Genomic DNA, 17,413 nt, shown 5'->3' on the forward strand with positions numbered 1-17,413 from the left:
CGTTTTCCCTTCGAGCGAGCCTCAAGTGAAATGTGCATCACATTTTCATCTTGGGGACCATGATTTCCATAAAAAGTTCCAAGTTTTTTCATTGCGGTTCAAAAAATCCGGTGCTAGTCTCGGCGGCATAGTGATGCAAAGAACATCGCTAACACAGGGAATAACAACGACTTAGTGTTTAACTTACAGTAGGCATTGGAAACTATGAAAAAGACAATTCTGGCAATTGCTATCCCGGCTCTGTTCGCTTCCGCAGCCAACGCTGCTACCGTGTATGACAAAGATGGCGCCAAATTTGATGTGAACGGTCGCGTGCATGCTCGCTATCAAGGTGAGGAAGACAGCGCGAGTTTTGATACGACTAAAAATAGCTTTGTAAAGGATCAGTTTCAAACCAAGAAGGGCGAGGTCAACACCTATGCCCGTATGGGGCTGAGTGGTAAGGTCGCACTGAATAATACATGGTCTGCTCTGGCCATGGGTGAGTGGCAGGTCGAATCAGAAAACTCAGGTGCTGATGATAAACAGTTCGCTTCGCGTCATGTTTTTGCCGGTTTTGATGGTTCCCAGTACGGTCAATTCCTGTTTGGTCAGACTGATACCGCTGCTAAATGGGGTGTTCGTGACCGTGCCGATATCTTCGAAGAGTTGGGCAACGTAGGCAACTTGGACGACGGTCGTCAAGAAGGCCAAGTGATTTATCGTGGTGCATGGGATGGCGCTTTCTTTAATGCTTCCTACATCAGCCACAACAGCTCCTATTCATCTGATGAGCAAGTTGGTATTAACACCACAGCAGGTGGTCAGAACAATGCTAATGACGCGGGCCTGAAAAACGGTTATGCGGTCGGCGCTGGTTATAACTTCACCAACGGCTTTGGTTTTGGTGCGAGTTACCAAGACAAGAAGTTTGAAGATGTGACCGCAGGAAGCCTTGCTGACGGTGTCGTTGTTACTCTTGGTGATGAGATTGTTCGCGCCAAATCTAAAGAAGATTGGGCTCTGGGCGCGTCTTATGCGTACGATGCCTTCTACGTTGGTGCCATGTATAACCAATCCAAGATTGAGTCTTATGCAGATGAAAGCATGAAAGCTCGTGGTTATGAAATCGCCGGTTCTTATACCATCGATGCTTGGAAGTTGCTTGCTGGCTATAACTTCCTAGAAAGCGAAGCAACTTATACTGGTAAGAGTGCTGGTTATGCCGATATTTTTGACCGTGTAGTACTCGGTGTTGAATATGCATTTACTGGCAATCTGAAGTCTTACGCTAACTATGCAATCGAAAATGCTGGTGAAAAAGACGACCAGTTTGAATTCGGTATGCAGTACAACTTCTAATAAGTTGCACATGAGTAATATCCTGGCTTGAGTCTTTGACCAGGCTACGAATGGCCGAGATGATATCTCGGCCATTTTCTTTTTGGCTGCATTGCTATTGCGTAACGGAGTTCTGGTGAATCGCCGGATTGTAATTTCTAGTGATAGTTGGCAAATTGCCGGTCTCGGTTAATTTGTACAGATCTAGTTATCACCTGACACCGGCCTCAAATCGGTGTCTTGTTTACGCTACTTTAGTGCGCACTTCCTTCGGTATCAATTTCAGACCCTTCTTGAACATGTTGTAGGGGGTTTGCCCTTCCATCATCCTGCCCTGATGTGGCCGTTGGGTGTTGTAGTGCTCCAGGTAGCTATCCAGGTTTGTCTGCATCTGCTCCACCGACTCATACCAAGTCGTTCTCCCCTTGATTCGGAAGTGTTCATCCAGCAGTGTGCGATGCTGTCGCTCGATAAAGCCGTTGCTCTGTGGCCTGCGCACCTTGGTTGTCCGGTGCTCAATCCCCTCCAGTTGCAGGAACAGCTCGTAGGGATGGTGGTCAGGGCGCCCACAGAACTCGCGCCCGTTGTCCGACAGGATGGTATAGACCCGTGCCTCGTGGGCTTCGAAGAACGGCTGCACCGTTTCATTGAGCACATGAACCGAGGTCACCGGCAGCTTGCTGGTGTAGAGCCGCCCCCTGGCGTGGCGGCTCTAGCAGTCCAGCACGGTTTGCAGATACCCCTTGCCAACCCCCTTGAGCGCGCCAACGAAGAAGGTGTCGATCGCCACCAGTTCCCGGTGTAATGAACCTCTATCTGGCGTTCGCGGAACTCGGGGCTAAAGCGTTCGAGCAGGCGAATTTGCTCGTCATTGAGCTCAATGGTTTGTTCCCTATGGGTTTTCTCGAGGCGCTACAAACGGTCGTGTTTGGAGAGCAAGTCGTGCCGTTGCCACACGCCACGCACACCGCCCGCACTGACATTGATGCCTTGCAGAGCCAGTTTTTGCGCGACTCGCAGCGGGCCATGAGCTGGTCTGGTGAGGGAGTAATCGAGGGTGGCCTGTTCAATCTCGGGAGCGACCCGATTGGGATGAGCCCCTTTGCAGCCGGGCAATTTGTCGAGCAATCCCTCGGCGCCATAGGTCTGGAAATTACGGCGAATTTCGTAGAACTGCTGACGACTGTAGCCGATGAGTTTGCAGGCTTTGCTGACGTTATTGAGCTCTATGGCGAGCTCTAGCAGGCTGAGTTTGCGACGTGCTACTTTCTCGTTGGTGGTCATGCAGAGGCTGATAGTATTTTGCAGGTGCAAAAAAGCCCCTTGGCGGGGCTTGGTGTCTGGCAAGGCCGGTGTCGGGGTTATCAATCGAACAGGATGCGGCCGCTGGTGCCGGCATCGCTGTCTTTCCAGCTGGCACCGCTTTTGCGCAGGGTGTAAGTGATGGTCTCCTGCTTGAATTTCAGGTAGTCGCTGCCGCTGTGGCTTGGTTTTACCTGATTGCCATCGATATAGGTCTCCCCTGTGGTATCGACGTGAATTTCGGCCACGGTGCGGCCATCGTCAGTGACCGCCTTATAGTTGCCAGCCCACGGGCTCTCGTCGCCATACTGCACGGCCCCTTCCTGAGCGTGCGCTTGGGCATGGGTCTTGTGGCCGTGATGGGTTTTGGCCACGGCGCAGCCGGAGATACCGACCGCGAGCAGGCAACCGAGGGCGACATTGAGCAGAGTCTGTTTGGATCTCATCTTCATTTTCCTGTATCAAATAATTGCAATGGATAAGGGGTGGAGCCCCCACGGTCGGTGTGGGCCCCGCTGAGCCGTGGCTCGAAATCAGTCCTGATTGATGCCAGAAATGTGGCCGCGGGCGTCGGTGAGGCAGTGCCAGAGCCGGTCATGGGGCCCCTTGATATCAATCATCATCCCCGCCTGGGAGTCGGCCACATAGTCGAGGGTCAGTTTGCTGCGGCTGACGCCCGCTTTTCTGGCGACGGCGTTCATGCAGGCGTTCTCGGCAACCTTGGTTTGCGCAGTGCTGCCGTTGTAGGCACTGCTGCTGGCGCTCTCACCATCGCCGTCGTCATCGTTCTCATCGTCATTGAGCTGGCAGGCGCCGCTGTCGCCATTTTTGACAAAATAGGTGATGCCCCAGTCGCCATTTTTCACCATGGAGAGGGTGGTGCGCCCCTTGCTCGCCTCGTAGAAATTTGAATTCACTTTTTTAAGTGTAACTTGCTGGTTATTGATATAAGCCGTGCCATCTTCGACGCGAAGATTAATATGTCCAGGACAGCTAGCGGATAAATCAGGCACCCCTGCATATGCGGTTCCGGTCATGACCAATACAGAGAGAGCAAGCAGCGTTTTTTTCATCAGATAACCTCAAATCAACAAGGGTCAGCAAGTGTGATGTCGTCAAAATAACGGTTGCTATGCCTGAACGTTATTTCTGTGCTCATTGCACACCTGTTATCGGTAGCCCGCAGTCAGTCGTTTCAGTGCGCCTCGTCCTGCCGGGATGACGCCAAATTTAGCAGTCGGGTGATCTAAGTAAAATAAAACAGGATTAATTGGATTCATAAAGTATGAAAAACTATAAATCATTTAAAACAGTGAGTTAGGTGTGGTTCAAGTCACTGTGCAAAAGATGGGGGACCATCCAGGATGGTTCCTTATGGGTGTCGATAAAGTTGGCCATAGGGCTGCAATATCTGGAGTTGAGTATTTTCTCTGTTGCAAGCGAGTACAGGCTGGCGACATCACAGGACCAATCAGCCATTGCGCGCCGTAAATACACAGACAAAAAACTCCAATATTCGGTGTGCGAGGGGGGGAATTAGCCTACCAGCAGGTGGATATTTTTACCTGATATGATGGGGTGGTGAGGCATATGAAAGGGTCAGGATAAATAAACCCTCCGTCAATAGGGCGTGATTATCTGGAGTGTTACTGTGCGTTCACTGAGGATTGCCCACTTTTGTCAGGCAAAAATAACGACTTAGAAACTCATGGCCAACCCGATGGAATAACCGCTGGTATTGTGGCTGAACATATAGCGGGCAACCAGCCGGGTACGGGTGACTATGATGTCGTATTTGCTGCTGTCCAGCTCCAGACCGGCGCCGATAGAGTTGAGGGAGTCAAAGCCAAGCAACCCCCGCTGTTCCCCCAGATATGCGGTATGAGCCCCCTCCAGTACATAGCGCACCGGTCTGTCGAGCAGAGTCCAGTCAAACAGCGGGGCCCGGCGACGCAGATAGAGACCGAGGTTCTCCGCCTCGGCGTGACCACGGACGCTGGTCGAGGTGCCGCCAAAGCTCTGCAGGTGCTGGTAGGAGTAGCGCACTTCGATATCGATATCCTGCGTCTTTGAAAAGAGCTCGTAGTCGAGCATCAGCGAGCCTCCCAGTCCGTACATATTGAGCTGCCCACCATCGAGAAAATCCAGCGAGTAGCCCTTGGTGCGCTCCAGCAGCCAGTTGCCGATCCGCAGATCGCTGGCCATGGTACCGAGCGAGACGTTGGCGATGGGGCGCAGCACCCAGTGGCCACCGCGCGGGTCTTCATGGAGGGCGATATCCCAGCCGATCCCGCCAGAGGCGGTCAGGCTGTTCCATTTGGTCGGGAGGGTGCGGCTCTCGGTGCCGTTGCTCACCACAAACTGGGGATCGTAGCGGCTAAAGCCGATCGCCCCTTCCAGATAGATGGGAACGGCTTCGCTCATGGTGGCGCCGCCGCCGATCTGGGTCATGTTGAGGGCAGCAGATTGATTGGTGCCGCTGCCGATATCGAGGTTGCTGGCGGTGATGTCGGGCACCACGGTGAAGGTCATCAGCGAGAGCACCGCATTGGCGCGCTCCTGTGCCCACTCCTGATCCTGTGTTGCGGCCTTGACGGCGCCGCCGGATAGCGCCAGCAGCATTGGCAACAACATCTGCAATAAAGAGGAGCAAGAGCGGTGCATGAGTTTGGTTCCCGATAAGCGGCGTCTGATTGCCCTGATTTTACTGTAGCGAGCTTCCTGCCGGTTGGCACGGAGCAAAGAGGGGGAGAGTGAGCGCCGCTTGGGGGCAAGCCTTTGCCACACCAACGGCACGCCTTTGCAGTTTGTCGCTAAAGCTTGGCCTCTTGCCGCCGATATCTCTTGTGAGATCGTGTGGAGGACAAGCAATTGGACGCTTGGGTGTTGGGGTTGGTCAGCATATCCGTGAGTATGCAGTTACAGGCTGGGGTCACCGAATTTGGTGCCGGTCTGGATCAATCCGTCTGGCGTTTGACCTCCGATACCCAGATTGAGTGTCGCCTCGAGCACCCTATTCCCAACTGGGGAACGGGGGCCTTTGTCAGCCGCGCCGGGCGCAAGATCAACCTCGACTTCGAGCTCAAGGGCAAGCGGCCACAGGCCCAGACCCAGACGGTGAGCCTTGGCATCATGCCGCCGGTATGGCGCCCGGGAATAGCTGGGCGAGAAGTGAGCCAGCTGCGCTTCTATCAGCAGTTCGATGGGCTGGTAGAGGGGCAAACCGCCTGGACCATGCTCGACGAGCTGGAGGGGGGGCGAATGCCCACTTTCCAGTATCGGGACTGGTATCGCCAGAACCGTGCGGTGCGTGTATCGCTGTCGTCAGTCAACTTTCGGGTCAAATATCAGGCTTTTATCGACTGTCTGAGCGGGCTGTTGCCCTACAGCTTCAACGATATCGCCTTTAGCGTGCTCACCTATGACAAGAACAGCGATCAGCTCTCCATCCCCTCCAAGCGGCGGCTGGCGATGATCAGCGAGTTTATCAAGGCGGACAAGAGCATCGACGTGGTGGTGATCGACGCCTACAGCGATAGCTATGGCGGCCGCTGGCCGAACCTGAAACTCTCCGAGAAGCGGGCCGATGCCATCAAGAAGGTGTTTGTCGATCTGGGGATCGATCCCGGCAAGATCTCGGTGGAGGGGCATGGCGAGAAGCAGCACGTCGCCTCCAACGAAACCGAACAGGGACGTGCCAAGAACCGGCGGGTGGTGATCAGCATGGGGCGTAATGGCGAGATCTAGCACGGTCCCCGGTCAGAGAAGCACAAAAAAAGAGCGCATCTGCGCTCTTTTGTGATCCTGCCATTCGGCAGCGGGAGTCGGATAGCTTAGAAGCTGTCACCCAGGCCAGTACCGGCATCTTTCTTGGCGATCAGTTCAATCTTGTAACCGTCCGGATCTTCGACGAAGGCGATGACGGTGGTACCGCCCTTGACCGGGCCCGGCTCGCGGGTGATCTTGGCTCCGGCGGCACGCAGGGCGTCGCAAGTGGCGTAGATGTCGTCCGCTTCCAGCGCGATGTGGCCATAGGCTGAGCCCAGTTCGTACTCGCTCACCCCCCAGTTGTAGGTCAGCTCGATCACCGCTTCATCCTTCTCGTCACCGTAACCGACGAAAGCCAGGGTGTACTTGTACTCGCTGTTCTCGCTCTTGCGCAGCAGCTTCATGCCAAGGACGCGGGTGTAGAAGTCGATGGAGCGTTGCAGATCGCCGACACGCAGCATGGTATGCAGAATTCTCATTGCTCAGTTCTCCGGGTTGGTGATGTGTACTGCTTTCAATCTCGGTTGCGAGGCTATCAGCTGTCGGGATAGACCTTCTCTTTGTACTCGCACAAGTCCTCGATGATACAGGAACCACAGCGGGGCTTGCGAGCCAGACAGGTGTAACGCCCGTGCAGGATGAGCCAGTGGTGGACATCCAGCTTGAATTCGGCGGGCACCACTTTAAGCAGCTTCTCCTCCACCTGATCCACATTCTTGCCCACCGCAAAGCCGGTGCGGTTCGATACCCGGAAGATATGGGTATCGACGGCGATGGTGGGCCAGCCAAAGGCGGTGTTGAGCACCACGTTGGCGGTCTTGCGGCCGACGCCCGGCAGGGCTTCCAGCGCTTCGCGGTTCTCCGGCACCTCGCCGCCATGGCGCTCCAGCAGGATGGCGCAGGTCTTGATGACGTTCTCGGCCTTGGTGTTGAAGAGGCCAATGGTCTTGATGTAGCTCTTGAGCCCCTCGACCCCGAGATCCAGCATCGCCTGTGGGGTGTTGGCCACCGGATAGAGCTTGTCGGTCGCCTTGTTGACGCTGACATCGGTCGCCTGCGCCGAGAGCAGCACGGCGATCAGTAGCTCGAATGGCGAGTTGAAGTTGAGCTCTGTGGTGGGGTGGGGGTTGTTTTCCCGCAGTCGCTCGAGGATCTCTCTGCGTTTCTGGTTGTTCATGCCTTGCGTCCGATCATAGTTCGGTCGCCCGGACGCGAGCCGGGGCAACGTTGCAGTGGGCCACTGTGGCTGCTTGTTTGCGGTCCCGCCAGTCGTTGATGGCGTTCTTGGCGGCGATCAACAGTCCCAGCCCGATAAAGCCGCCCGGCGGCAAAATCGCCAGCAGCAGGCTGGCATCGGCGTGGAACAGCTCGATGCGCAGGGATTTGGCCCACTCGCCCAGCAGCAGCTCGGCGCCATCAAACAGGGTGCCCATGCCGATGATCTCGCGCATGCCGCCCAGTACCAGCAGCACCAGAGTAAAGCCAAGGCCCATCATCAGGCCGTCGAGGGCCGCCAACAGCGGCGGGTTCTTGGAGGCATAGGCCTCGGCGCGGCCGATGATGACGCAGTTGGTGACGATCAGGGCGATAAAGATGCCGAGTGCCTGATAGAGGCCATAGGTGTAGGCGTTCATCAGCAGCTGCACGCTGGTCACCAGCGAGGCGATGATCATCACATAGACCGGGATGCGAATATCCTTCGGCACCCAGTTGCGCACCAGCGAGACGGCGAGGTTGGAGCAGACCAGCACCGCCATGGTGGCAAGGCCCAGCCCCAGCGCATTGGTAAAGGTGGAGGAGACGGCGAGGGTCGGGCAGAGCCCCAGCACCTGCACCAGCGAGGGGTTGTTCTTCCACAGCCCCTGACTCATCAGCTCCTTGAGCTCGCCCTTGCGGCTTTCCAGCTCGGCAATCGGGGTTGCGCCCGTTTCAATCTGTTCCATCTGTTTCATGATGGCTCGACTCCGTTAGTTCGCCGCCGGACAAGCCGGGGCGTTGCTGAGCAGTTCGGGTTGCTCCTGCTGCAGTTTCAGCAGGTTCTTCACCGCCTTGACCACGGCTCGCGGGGTGATGGTGGCGCCGGTAAAGGCATCAAACTCGCCGCCATCCTTCTTCACCGCCCACTGGGGCTCGTTGTCATGGGTCAGGAATTTTCCGGCAAAGCTGTTGATCCAGTCCGATTTCTTCAGCTCGATCTTGTCACCCAGGCCCGGGGTCTCGTTGTGAGCGAGCACGCGCACGGCTGTGATGGTGCCCTTGGCATCAAAACCCGCCACGATGCGGATCGCCCCGCTATAGCCATCCGGCGCAATCGCCTCCAATGCATAGCCGGTCACCACGCCATTCTTGCTGGCGGTATAGAGGGCTTGCGGCTGATCGCTGCCCAGATACTTCCTGCTGGTGACTTGCTTGCAGCTGGCCACCAGATCGTTGTCATAGCTCCCCTCCGGCAGCAATACCGAGAGGGTCTGCTGCTTCTCCAGCTGCTGCTGGTGGGCGATTTTATCCTTGGTCAGCTCGTTGGTCAGTACCACCAGCGCGGTACAGCCCAGCGCGAACATCGCCAGAATAAGGCCGTTCTTGCGCATGCTCTTTAACATGTCCGGGCTCCGTCAGCTGTGATGGTGGAAAAGGGCAGAAACATCATTGGCGACGGGCTCCATACACTTTCGGGCGAGTCAGGCTGTCAATAAAGGGTACGCAGAGGTTGGCCAGCAGCACGGCAAAGGCGAACGCATCGGGATAGCCGCCAAAGCGGCGAATGATGTAGACCAGCACCCCGATCAGCACGCCATAGACCAGTCGGCCGCGCGGCGTGGTGCAGGCGCTGACCGGATCGGTGGCGATAAAGAAGGCTCCCAGCATGGTGGCGCCGCTGAATAGATGGAACATCGGCGTGGCAGTCGCATCCGGGCTCACCAGATAGCCGATGGTGGAGGCCGCCAGCAGGGCACCGAGAATGGCGGTGGGAATGCGCCAGTTGATCACCTTCTGTTGCAGCAGGAAGAGGCCGCCCAGCAGGTAGCCGAGGTTGACCCAGCTCCAGCCGATGCCGCCCCAACCCTCGAACAGCGGGCCGCTCAGGATCTCGCCGGTGGTGAGCCCCTGAGTCAGGCCGGTTTTCAGGGTATCGAGGGGGGTCGCCATGGTGAGACCATCCACCCCCTGCTTGAGCTGGGCCATGCTATAGCCGTCGAGGCTAAAGCCGGTGAAGATCACCGACGCCGCATCACCAAAGCCGAGGCTGTAGGCGCGCACGCTCTCCGGCGGCAGCCAGCTGGTCATCTGCACCGGGAAGGAGACCAGCAGCAGCACATAGGCGACCATGGCCGGGTTGAACAGGTTCTGGCCCAGTCCGCCGTAAAGGTGTTTGGCGACAATGATGGCAAAGGCCGTGCCCACCACCAGCATCCACCATGGCAGCAGCGGCGGCAGGGAGAGACCGATCAGCACGGCGGTGAGCGCCGCACTGCCATCCATCAGGGCAGGCTTGATGGCGCGGCCACGGAGCTTGAGCACCAGCGCCTCGCACAGCAGCGCTGTCACCAACGCCAGCAGGATCTGGATAAAGGAGCCCCAGCCGAAGAACCAGGTCTGAGCCAGCAAGCCCGGCACGCAGGCCAGGATCACCAGCAGCATCAGGGTTCGGGTCTGTTTGCGGTTATGGGCAAACGGCGCAGTCGCAATATTGAACATGAGTCTGTCGATTACCTTGTGGTTGTTCGGTCGGCTGACGGGGCATCTTCAGCGGCGGTCTCTGCAGCTCTGGCCGCCTCGGCCGCCAGCTTCTTCGCCTTGGCGCGGGCCACGGCGGCTGCAATGGCCGCTTTTTTCGGATCAACCGGGGCATCAGCCGCAGGGGCGCTCGCTTCAGGCGCCTCTGCGACGGCAAGTGGTTGCTCACTGCTGGCGGCATCGGTTTGCATCGGCTCGGTCGGTGCGCGCTCACCCTCAGTTCCGGCTCTATCTACCTGAGTACCGGCACTCTCTACCTCAGCACTGATACGCTCGCTCTGCTGCGCCAGCTTTTTGGCCTTGGCCCGGGCGATGGCTGCGGCGATAGCGGCCTTCTTGGGATCGACCGCCTCACTTGCAGCCGTATCGCTGTGGCTGGTGGTTACTTCGCTCTTGGCTAGCGTCATGTCGCGGGTCTGTGCGCTGGCAGCTGGCTCACTCTGCGCACCTTCAGCACCGGCACTCTCGCCCTGCTGGGCCAGCTTTTTGGCCTTGGCGCGGGCAATGGCAGCGGCGATAGCGGCCTTCTTGGGATCGACCGCTTCGCTGGCCGCAGATGGCGCAGTGCTTTGGGTTGCAGCGGATTCGCTGGTGCCAGCATTTGCGGTCAGGTCGCCCTCAGCGCTGTTGCCCTGCTGCGCCAGCTTTTTGGCCTTGGCACGAGCGATGGCAGCAGCAATTGCCGCTTTCTTGGGATCTGCGGGTGTATCGCTTTGGGTGTCAGCGTCGGTTGTTGCGCTGTTGGCTGCGCTTACCGGCTCGCCACTGGCCTCGGCCTTTTTGGCTTTGGCACGGGCAATGGCGGCGGCAATCGCTGCCTTTTTCGGATCAACCTCTGCCTTTTGCTGATCAGCATCTACCGCAGGCGCAGCAACGGCTTCGGCAGTCACAGGCTCGGCGCTCTCGCCTGCCTGAGCGGCTTTCTTGGCCTTGGCGCGCGCCAGTGCGGCGGCGATGGCTGCTTTCTTGGGATCGCTGGCGGGGTCAACCGCCTCGGCGGGTTGCGCCGCAGCGGCAGTGTCGCTGTTTGCGCTCTCCGCCAGCTTGGCGGCGCGGCGCGCTTCCGCTTCCCGTTTGCGGGCTTCGCGGGCGGCAATCACGGCACTGTTGTCAGGCAAGCCCTCTGCGGTGGCGGTAATGGCTGTGATGGGGGCATCCTGCTTGGCCTTGATGCGGGCCAGTGCCGCTGCCACCGGATCTTCGCCGCCTGCGGCCGTCATGGTTTGACGGCGCTGGGCGGCGGCTTCGGCATGGCGCGCTTCGCGGGCCGCTTTCTCCCGCTCGAAGCGGGCCTGCTTGGCCTCGAAACGCTGCTTGGCGCGTTCGGCTTTTTCGGCCTCGGCACGGGCTTCGCGAATGTCGTCTTTGGCGATCTTGTAGTACTGCACCAGTGGGATCTCGCTCGGGCAGACCCAGGCGCAGGCGCCACACTCGATGCAGTCCATCAGGTTGAGCTTCTCGGCCTTGTCATACTCCTTGGCCCGGCTGTACCAGTAGAGCTCTTGCGGCAGCAGGGTGGCCGGGCAGGCATCGGCGCAGGCGCTGCAACGGATGCAGGGCTGCTCCGGGCCGGGGGCGGGCAGTTCGGCTTGCGTCGGTGCCAGCAGGCAGTTGGTGGCCTTGACCACAGGCACCATGGCGTGGGGCAGGGTAAAGCCCATCATGGGGCCCCCCATGATCACCCGCTGCTCCGCTTCCGGTTGCAGCTCGAAACGCTGCAACAGCCAGCGCACCGGCGTACCGAGGCGCACCCAGGCGTTGCCGGGCTTTTTGAAGCTGTCGCCGGTGAGGGTGACGATCCGCTCGATCAGCGGCTCGCCGTCGATAATGGCGCGCTTGATGGCAAACACGGTGGCCACGTTAAGCACCATGATGCCGATATCGACCGCGCGGCCGCCTTTGGGCACCTGACGGCCGGTGAGCAGCTCGATGGTCTGCTTGGCACCACCCGAGGGGTACTTGGTCGGCACCGTCTTGACCAGCACATCTTCATCGGTGGCGTGCCGGGTCAGCTGCTCGATCGCCTCGGGCTTGTTGTCTTCTACCCCGATCAGGGTGAGTTTCGGTTTGAGCAGGTGCTTGAGCACCCGGATGCCATCCATGATCTCGTCGGCGTACTGCTGCATCAACCGATCATCGGTGGTGATGTAGGGTTCGCACTCCAGCCCGTTGACGATCAGGATCTCGGTGAGCTGGCCGCGGCCGTCGAGCTTGCTGTGAGTGGGGAACACGGCGCCGCCAAGGCCCGCGACCCCTGCCTGCTGGATGCGCTCGAGCAGCTCGCCCCGCTCCAGATTCCAGTAATCGGCTTTGCCATTGCGCTCGCCCCACTCATCTTCCCCATCCGGGGTGAGAATGACGCAGAGATCGCCGAGCCCGGAGGGGTGGGCAACCGTGTGGTTGCCAATCTCGGTGATGGTGCCGGAGGTGGAGGCATGGACAGGGACGACCCGCCCCTTGGCATAACGGGTCAGCGGCTGCCCTTTTTTGACCTTGTCGCCCACCTGCACCAGCAGATCGCCGGCGGGGCCTGCGTGCTGGCGCAGCGGAATGATGAGGCGCGGTGGCAGACCGGCGTCTACCACCGGGCTCTGGCTTGATTGCAGCTTGTTGTCGGCGGGGTGAATGCCACCGTGAAAGTCCCAGAGCGTGCCGGCTTTGATACGTTCGAGTAAGGAATGCATGGTTGCTCCGCTGTTTATTCCACTATCTTGACCGGAATCTTGCCCGGAACATGCACGTTATTGAGATCCCACTTCCAGTTATCGACCGTGGTGGGCACCGGGATCATCTCGATGCAGTCGGTCGGGCAGGGATCGACACAGAGATCGCAACCGGTGCACTCGTTGGCAATCACGGTATGCATCGCCTTGGTGGCGCCGACGATGGCATCCACCGGGCAGGCCTGAATGCACTTGGTGCAGCCGATGCACTGATCTTCGTGGATAAAGGCGACCTTCTTGACTGGCACTGCGGCCTCGTCACTGCCCCCCAGTGGCTGGGGCTCGACCCCCATCAGATCGGCAATCTTGCGCATGGTGGCCTCGCCACCGGGTACGCACTTGTTGATCTGATCGCCGTTGGCGAGTGCCTCGGCGTAGGGTTTGCAGCCGGGATAGCCGCACTGGCCACACTGGGTCTGGGGTAGCAGGGCATCGAGCTGGTCGACGATGGGGTCTGCTTCCACATGAAACTTGACGGCGGCAAAGCCCAGGATAATCCCGAACGCCAGCGCCAGCAGGGTGAGCACCAGAATGGCAAAGAGAATATGGATCATGGTTATATCTTGATAAGGCCGGTAAAGCCCATAAAGGCCAGCGACATCAGACCGGCGGTGATCATGGCAATCGACACCCCGCGAAACGGCGCGGGCACATCGGCGGCGACCAGACGCTCGCGCATGGCGGCAAACAGGATCAACACCAGCGAGAAGCCGGTGGCGGCGCCAAAGCCGTAGATCACGCTCTGGATAAAGTCGTGTCGCTCATTGATGCTGAGCAGCGCCACCCCGAGCACCGCGCAGTTGGTGGTGATGAGGGGCAGGAAGATCCCCAGCAGGCGATAGAGGGTCGGGCTGCTCTTGCGCACCACCATCTCGGTAAACTGCACCACCACGGCGATCACCAGAATAAAGGCGAGGGTGCGCAGATAGGCGATATCCAGCGGCAGCAGGATATAGTGCTCCACCAGATAGGAGCTGGCACTGGCGAGGGTCATCACGAAGGTGGTCGCCAGCCCCATGCCGATGGCGGTTTCCAGCTTGCCGGAGACCCCCATAAAGGGGCAGAGGCCGAGGAATTTCACCAGCACGAAGTTGTTAACCAGCACGGTGCCGATCAATAAAAGCAGGTACTCAGTCATCAATTACCGTCACTGAAAGTCGGGTTATCGGGGTTTGAAGGCGGGCGGTATTATCTGACGTTAGGGCCAGTTAAACAACCGCAAGGCCGCATGGTTATTATGCAACTGGATAATTTAGCCGGGGTTTTGGGCGAGAATCCGGTGGGTTTTGCGTCATATCCCCACCGGGTGAGAAGCCTTACTAACCAACAGCCAGTTTGGCGGCCTCTTTCCACATAAATGGCGGCATCGGAGTAGTGAGACGCCATTTTATGTTCATCGGTTGGCTGCCTGTGTGGGATACGTACTCCACCTCACCAAAGTTCACAAAGCCAAGGGTGCGGCCAAATTCATCTTTGCTCTGCTCGCGGACGAACAGAAACAAGCGCTTACCTTCTGCTCTGTGGTTTATGTAACTCAGCCCCTTACCCCGTTCTGGGCGAGCGCTGTTTTGGCTCTGCCAATGAAACAGCGACTCGTTGATGGCGTAGTCGTGATAACGGGTGGTGGGGGAGAAGTGCTGTTCCGTTTTGTTCAAGGTCACGAACAGCAACTCGATATGTTGCTCTGCGATGACATAGACCCCTTCGCGAGCAGTGGGTTGCTGCGCGAAGGTAGTCGCGCCAAAGCCAACCAGCACCTGCTCTCTGGCATAACGGGCATGCAGCTGCAGTGGATTACCGGGAAGGTTTGGCATGGCGCTTTGTTCGTGCTGCACCCGGTTGATCAGCATGGGCAACAGATCTGCCAGCTCGGCCCTTAATTCAGGTTGATTGAGTTGTTTCAGGCTGTGCGCCAAGGAGCTAAAGCCAGCAGTGGGGCCGCTCTGTTGCCAGAAGTCGTAATGGCACATCAAGGCCATGCGTGCATCGTGCTCGGCCGTTAAGGTAAATGCGTCTGCCACCAAGGTTTGTAAGAAGTTCAAGTAATGGAGCGCATCGCAGCCCAATAGCCGGGTTTTGATGGCCCGGGTGTAGAGAGTCGACAGCTTTTCATCGCTCATTTCAGAAATGGTATGGTTGTGGGCCTGTTTGACCAAGGCGCTCCAATTGCCGCGCTTGTAGATCTCCTCAAGGCTAATGTGAGGGTAGAGCTTCAAAAAGTTCGCTAGTGTCAGAGGTAAATCGCAATCCTGTGAGAAACGGCGGATCAGGCCCATAAGGCGCGAGGTATTGAGAGTCGCCTTCTTGATATTGCTCAGAATTAACTCTTGGGTCTGTTTTGAGAGCTCGATGCGGCAACCCAAGGGGGCGTGAGGGAAGCCCTGTTTGATCTCGTGGCTGATCGCCTTGTTGGTTTTGCCCACCAGTGCCCGGAATTTCTGGGCAAAGTCATACTCAACACGGGCATTGCCAACAAAGTCCAACACGGTGCAGCACTCTTTATCGCTCGCCAGCCGCAGGCCGCGCCCTAATTGCTGTAAGAAGATGGTGAGACTTTCCGTTGGTCGTAAAAACAGCAAGGTATCGACTTCCGGGATATCAACCCCTTCGTTGAAGATGTCCACCACGCAGAGAATATTGATAACCCCAGTGCGCAAATCTTGTTGTTTACTATGCCGCTCGTCTCGATTATCGCTGGTGAGAATATCAGCCTTGATGCCCTTCAATAAAAAGGCCTTGCGCATAAAATCGGCATGTTCACGGCTCACACAAAATGCCAGTGCTTTGATCTTGGTAATATCGGTGACGATCTCATTGAGGCTCTGGACGATTTTCTGTACCCGCTGCTGATTGTGGGTATAGATATTGGTGAGCTCAGTGATGTCATAACGGCCATTTTTCCAAGCCACTTGGCGCAAGTCAGTATCATCATCGATACCAAAATATTGGAACGGACAGAGATGGCGACGATTGATAGCCTCGGGCAAGCGGATCTCTGCTGCGATGACACCACAAAAGTCGGCAAGAATATCACCGCCATCATGGCGCTCTGGCGTTGCGGTTAATCCTAACAGAATGTGAGGTTCAAAGGCGGCGAGCAGACCGCGATAACTGGCCGCCGCAATATGGTGAACCTCATCAATGACGATGTAATCGAAATAATCTGGGCTAAGACGTAAATTAGCCAGCTGGTTATTCAAGGATTGCACCGAGGCAAATAGTTGACGGTAGTGGGTTGGCACGGCGCCGCCGACCAAGAGTTCGCCAAAATTGGATTGCTTGAGCACACCGCGGTACGAGGCTAATGCTTGGCGCAAGATCTCCTCTTTGTGGGCGACAAACAGGAACTTGGCGTCGGGTTTGGTTTTCAGAAAACGCGCAAAATCAAAAGCGGAGATCAGGGTTTTCCCTGTACCAGTGGCCGCAACCACCAAGTTACGGAAGCGCTGGTGTAAAGCGCGCTCCATCGCCAATTGTTCAAGGATCTCCAGTTGATGGGGAAACGGCGTGATATCAAAGAAATAGGCAGGGCTATTTTTGTCCCCATCCCCACGGGCCTCTTGCAGTGCATGCTGCAATTTTGTACGGCTTTCGAGCTTGCCATCAAACAGCTCAAAATCATCGGATTCCCAATAGGTTTCAAAGGTACTTAGGGATTTCTCGATAATATGAGGGATCTCTTGCGAGGTGATTTTTAGGTTCCACTCCAAGCCGCTAGTGAGGGCAGAGTGAGAGAGATTGGAGGAACCTATATAGCCGGTATGAAAGCCGGTATTTCGGCAAAAGAGATAGCTCTTGGCATGCAACCGCTCGCGCTGGGTGTTATAGCTGAGTTTGACTTCGGTATTTGGGAGGCTGGCTAAAAATTCAACTGCCTTGGCGTCGGTCGCCCCCATATAAGAGGTAGTAATTACTTTTAATTGGCGGCCGCTGCGAGTGAACTCTTCCAGCTCATGACGGAAAATCCGGATACCTGCCCATTTGATAAATGAGACCAGCCAGCAGATGCTATCTGCCGATAATATTTCCCGTTTAATCTCCGACTCCATCGACAAACCCGCATTGCTGCCACAAAACAGTTCGCTCTGAGTGAGACCTGTCAGAGGGAAAATATCCTCGGCATATTGTTTTAAATTGGCGGAGATGGGGTTATCCAACTGGTAGAGCGCTGTCAGAATTTTTCCCTGACTATCGATGAGGTGCTCGCTAATAAAGTCTGGGTCTTGGGTGCGATCCTTTAGCCAAAGCAATAACTGGTTAGCCAGCTTGATCTGCCGTTGCAGCTGATCCTCTCCAGTTACCGAGCCCACCGCATATTCCAAAACCCGGCTCAGAAATCTGGATAACCAAACTGCCGCTTCGGCAGGTTCAAGCTGGCGTTCCCCTACGTAAAAGTGCTCGCGGTCGAGTCGAGATGTCAGCAGTTGAGTAATGAGCTGTTCATAAATACCGCATTGTTGCATCACGCACGAGCCTCGAACATTGTCTATAGAAGAAAGAGATAATATCATTTTTTTCATCTAAATCAGCATGTTATTATCGGTGGCATATTTGGTTATGGAGCC

At 57.0% G+C, this 17,413-nt stretch carries 14 protein-coding genes and 1 pseudogene; 2 read left to right on the top strand and 13 right to left on the bottom strand.

The genetic code is table 11. From position 1 onward, the window contains the following. The first annotated feature begins 204 nt into the window (after positions 1-204). Positions 205-1,341 (top strand): porin, encoded by a 1,137-nt coding sequence (locus tag OKB77_RS03955; RefSeq protein WP_139472845.1) that lies wholly within the window; start codon positions 205-207, stop codon positions 1,339-1,341. A gap of 223 nt (positions 1,342-1,564) precedes the next feature. On the opposite strand, the pseudogene OKB77_RS03960 reads toward OKB77_RS03955, so the two are convergent. The 4 genes and pseudogenes from OKB77_RS03960 to OKB77_RS03975 form a co-directional block, all read right to left on the bottom strand. Continuing rightward, positions 1,565-2,604: pseudogene (locus tag OKB77_RS03960) on the bottom strand (IS481 family transposase). Positions 2,605-2,684: 80 nt separating this feature from the next. Next, the gene (locus OKB77_RS03965) at positions 2,685-3,068 is read right to left on the bottom strand and encodes a hypothetical protein (RefSeq protein ID WP_270816957.1); all 384 of its coding nucleotides are present in this window, start codon (positions 3,066-3,068) and stop codon (positions 2,685-2,687) included. An 87-nt stretch (positions 3,069-3,155) separates the two neighbouring features. Further along, positions 3,156-3,695: a hypothetical protein gene (locus OKB77_RS03970; protein WP_270816958.1), complete on the bottom strand. Its 540-nt coding sequence runs from the start codon at positions 3,693-3,695 to the stop codon at positions 3,156-3,158. 625 nt (positions 3,696-4,320) lie between these two features. Beyond that, entirely contained in the window at positions 4,321-5,286 is a 966-nt protein-coding gene (locus tag OKB77_RS03975) for an autotransporter domain-containing protein (RefSeq protein WP_005359609.1), read from the bottom strand. A 207-nt stretch (positions 5,287-5,493) separates the two neighbouring features. Between OKB77_RS03975 and OKB77_RS03980 the strand changes: the two genes are divergently transcribed. Then, the gene (locus OKB77_RS03980) at positions 5,494-6,369 is read left to right on the top strand and encodes a flagellar protein MotY (protein ID WP_333563152.1); all 876 of its coding nucleotides are present in this window, start codon (positions 5,494-5,496) and stop codon (positions 6,367-6,369) included. Positions 6,370-6,455: 86 nt separating this feature from the next. Here OKB77_RS03980 and gloA read toward each other — a convergent pair whose 3' ends face one another. The 9 genes from gloA to OKB77_RS04025 form a co-directional block, all read right to left on the bottom strand. Next, the gene (gloA, locus tag OKB77_RS03985; RefSeq protein ID WP_005347113.1) at positions 6,456-6,869 is read right to left on the bottom strand and encodes a lactoylglutathione lyase; all 414 of its coding nucleotides are present in this window, start codon (positions 6,867-6,869) and stop codon (positions 6,456-6,458) included. A gap of 56 nt (positions 6,870-6,925) precedes the next feature. Then, positions 6,926-7,567: an endonuclease III gene (gene nth / locus OKB77_RS03990; RefSeq protein ID WP_199428665.1), complete on the bottom strand. Its 642-nt coding sequence runs from the start codon at positions 7,565-7,567 to the stop codon at positions 6,926-6,928. A gap of 13 nt (positions 7,568-7,580) precedes the next feature. Continuing rightward, the gene (locus OKB77_RS03995; protein WP_407704807.1) at positions 7,581-8,342 is read right to left on the bottom strand and encodes an electron transport complex subunit E; all 762 of its coding nucleotides are present in this window, start codon (positions 8,340-8,342) and stop codon (positions 7,581-7,583) included. Positions 8,343-8,357: 15 nt separating this feature from the next. After that, positions 8,358-8,990 (bottom strand): electron transport complex subunit RsxG, encoded by a 633-nt coding sequence (gene rsxG / locus OKB77_RS04000; RefSeq protein ID WP_005359614.1) that lies wholly within the window; start codon positions 8,988-8,990, stop codon positions 8,358-8,360. 43 nt (positions 8,991-9,033) lie between these two features. After that, positions 9,034-10,086 (bottom strand): electron transport complex subunit RsxD, encoded by a 1,053-nt coding sequence (rsxD, locus tag OKB77_RS04005; protein WP_005337606.1) that lies wholly within the window; start codon positions 10,084-10,086, stop codon positions 9,034-9,036. 11 nt (positions 10,087-10,097) lie between these two features. Beyond that, positions 10,098-12,809 carry an electron transport complex subunit RsxC gene (rsxC, locus tag OKB77_RS04010; protein ID WP_199428664.1) on the bottom strand — a complete coding sequence of 904 codons (2,712 nt, stop codon included), beginning with the start codon at positions 12,807-12,809 and terminating at the stop codon, positions 10,098-10,100. 14 nt (positions 12,810-12,823) lie between these two features. Then, on the bottom strand, positions 12,824-13,402 hold the full coding sequence (gene rsxB, locus OKB77_RS04015) for an electron transport complex subunit RsxB (RefSeq protein WP_005350799.1): 579 nt from the start codon (positions 13,400-13,402) through the stop codon (positions 12,824-12,826). A gap of 2 nt (positions 13,403-13,404) precedes the next feature. Next, on the bottom strand, positions 13,405-13,986 hold the full coding sequence (rsxA, locus tag OKB77_RS04020) for an electron transport complex subunit RsxA (protein WP_005337600.1): 582 nt from the start codon (positions 13,984-13,986) through the stop codon (positions 13,405-13,407). A gap of 181 nt (positions 13,987-14,167) precedes the next feature. Beyond that, positions 14,168-17,311, bottom strand: coding sequence for a DUF3427 domain-containing protein (locus tag OKB77_RS04025; protein ID WP_270817006.1), 3,144 nt, complete (start codon positions 17,309-17,311; stop codon positions 14,168-14,170). Positions 17,312-17,413: the final 102 nt, after the last annotated feature.

This window comes from Aeromonas sp. Y318-3 (genome assembly GCF_027706185.1).
GTDB lineage: Bacteria > Pseudomonadota > Gammaproteobacteria > Enterobacterales > Aeromonadaceae > Aeromonas > Aeromonas veronii.

Bases quoted from the DNA above. Each gene is read 5' to 3' on its own strand.
- rsxD (WP_005337606.1), bottom strand. From the start codon at position 10,086: ATGTTCAATATTGCGACTGCGCCGTTTGCCCATAACCGCAAACAGACC.
- OKB77_RS03955 (WP_139472845.1), top strand. From the start codon at position 205: ATGAAAAAGACAATTCTGGCAATTGCTATCCCGGCTCTGTTCGCTTCC.
- OKB77_RS04025 (WP_270817006.1), bottom strand. From the start codon at position 17,311: ATGCAACAATGCGGTATTTATGAACAGCTCATTACTCAACTGCTGACA.
- rsxB (WP_005350799.1), bottom strand. From the start codon at position 13,402: ATGATCCATATTCTCTTTGCCATTCTGGTGCTCACCCTGCTGGCGCTG.
- nth (WP_199428665.1), bottom strand. From the start codon at position 7,567: ATGAACAACCAGAAACGCAGAGAGATCCTCGAGCGACTGCGGGAAAAC.
- OKB77_RS03995 (WP_407704807.1), bottom strand. From the start codon at position 8,342: ATGAAACAGATGGAACAGATTGAAACGGGCGCAACCCCGATTGCCGAG.
- OKB77_RS03970 (WP_270816958.1), bottom strand. From the start codon at position 3,695: ATGAAAAAAACGCTGCTTGCTCTCTCTGTATTGGTCATGACCGGAACC.
- gloA (WP_005347113.1), bottom strand. From the start codon at position 6,869: ATGAGAATTCTGCATACCATGCTGCGTGTCGGCGATCTGCAACGCTCC.
- rsxC (WP_199428664.1), bottom strand. From the start codon at position 12,809: ATGCATTCCTTACTCGAACGTATCAAAGCCGGCACGCTCTGGGACTTT.
- OKB77_RS03965 (WP_270816957.1), bottom strand. From the start codon at position 3,068: ATGAGATCCAAACAGACTCTGCTCAATGTCGCCCTCGGTTGCCTGCTC.
- OKB77_RS03975 (WP_005359609.1), bottom strand. From the start codon at position 5,286: ATGCACCGCTCTTGCTCCTCTTTATTGCAGATGTTGTTGCCAATGCTG.
- rsxA (WP_005337600.1), bottom strand. From the start codon at position 13,986: ATGACTGAGTACCTGCTTTTATTGATCGGCACCGTGCTGGTTAACAAC.
- rsxG (WP_005359614.1), bottom strand. From the start codon at position 8,990: ATGTTAAAGAGCATGCGCAAGAACGGCCTTATTCTGGCGATGTTCGCG.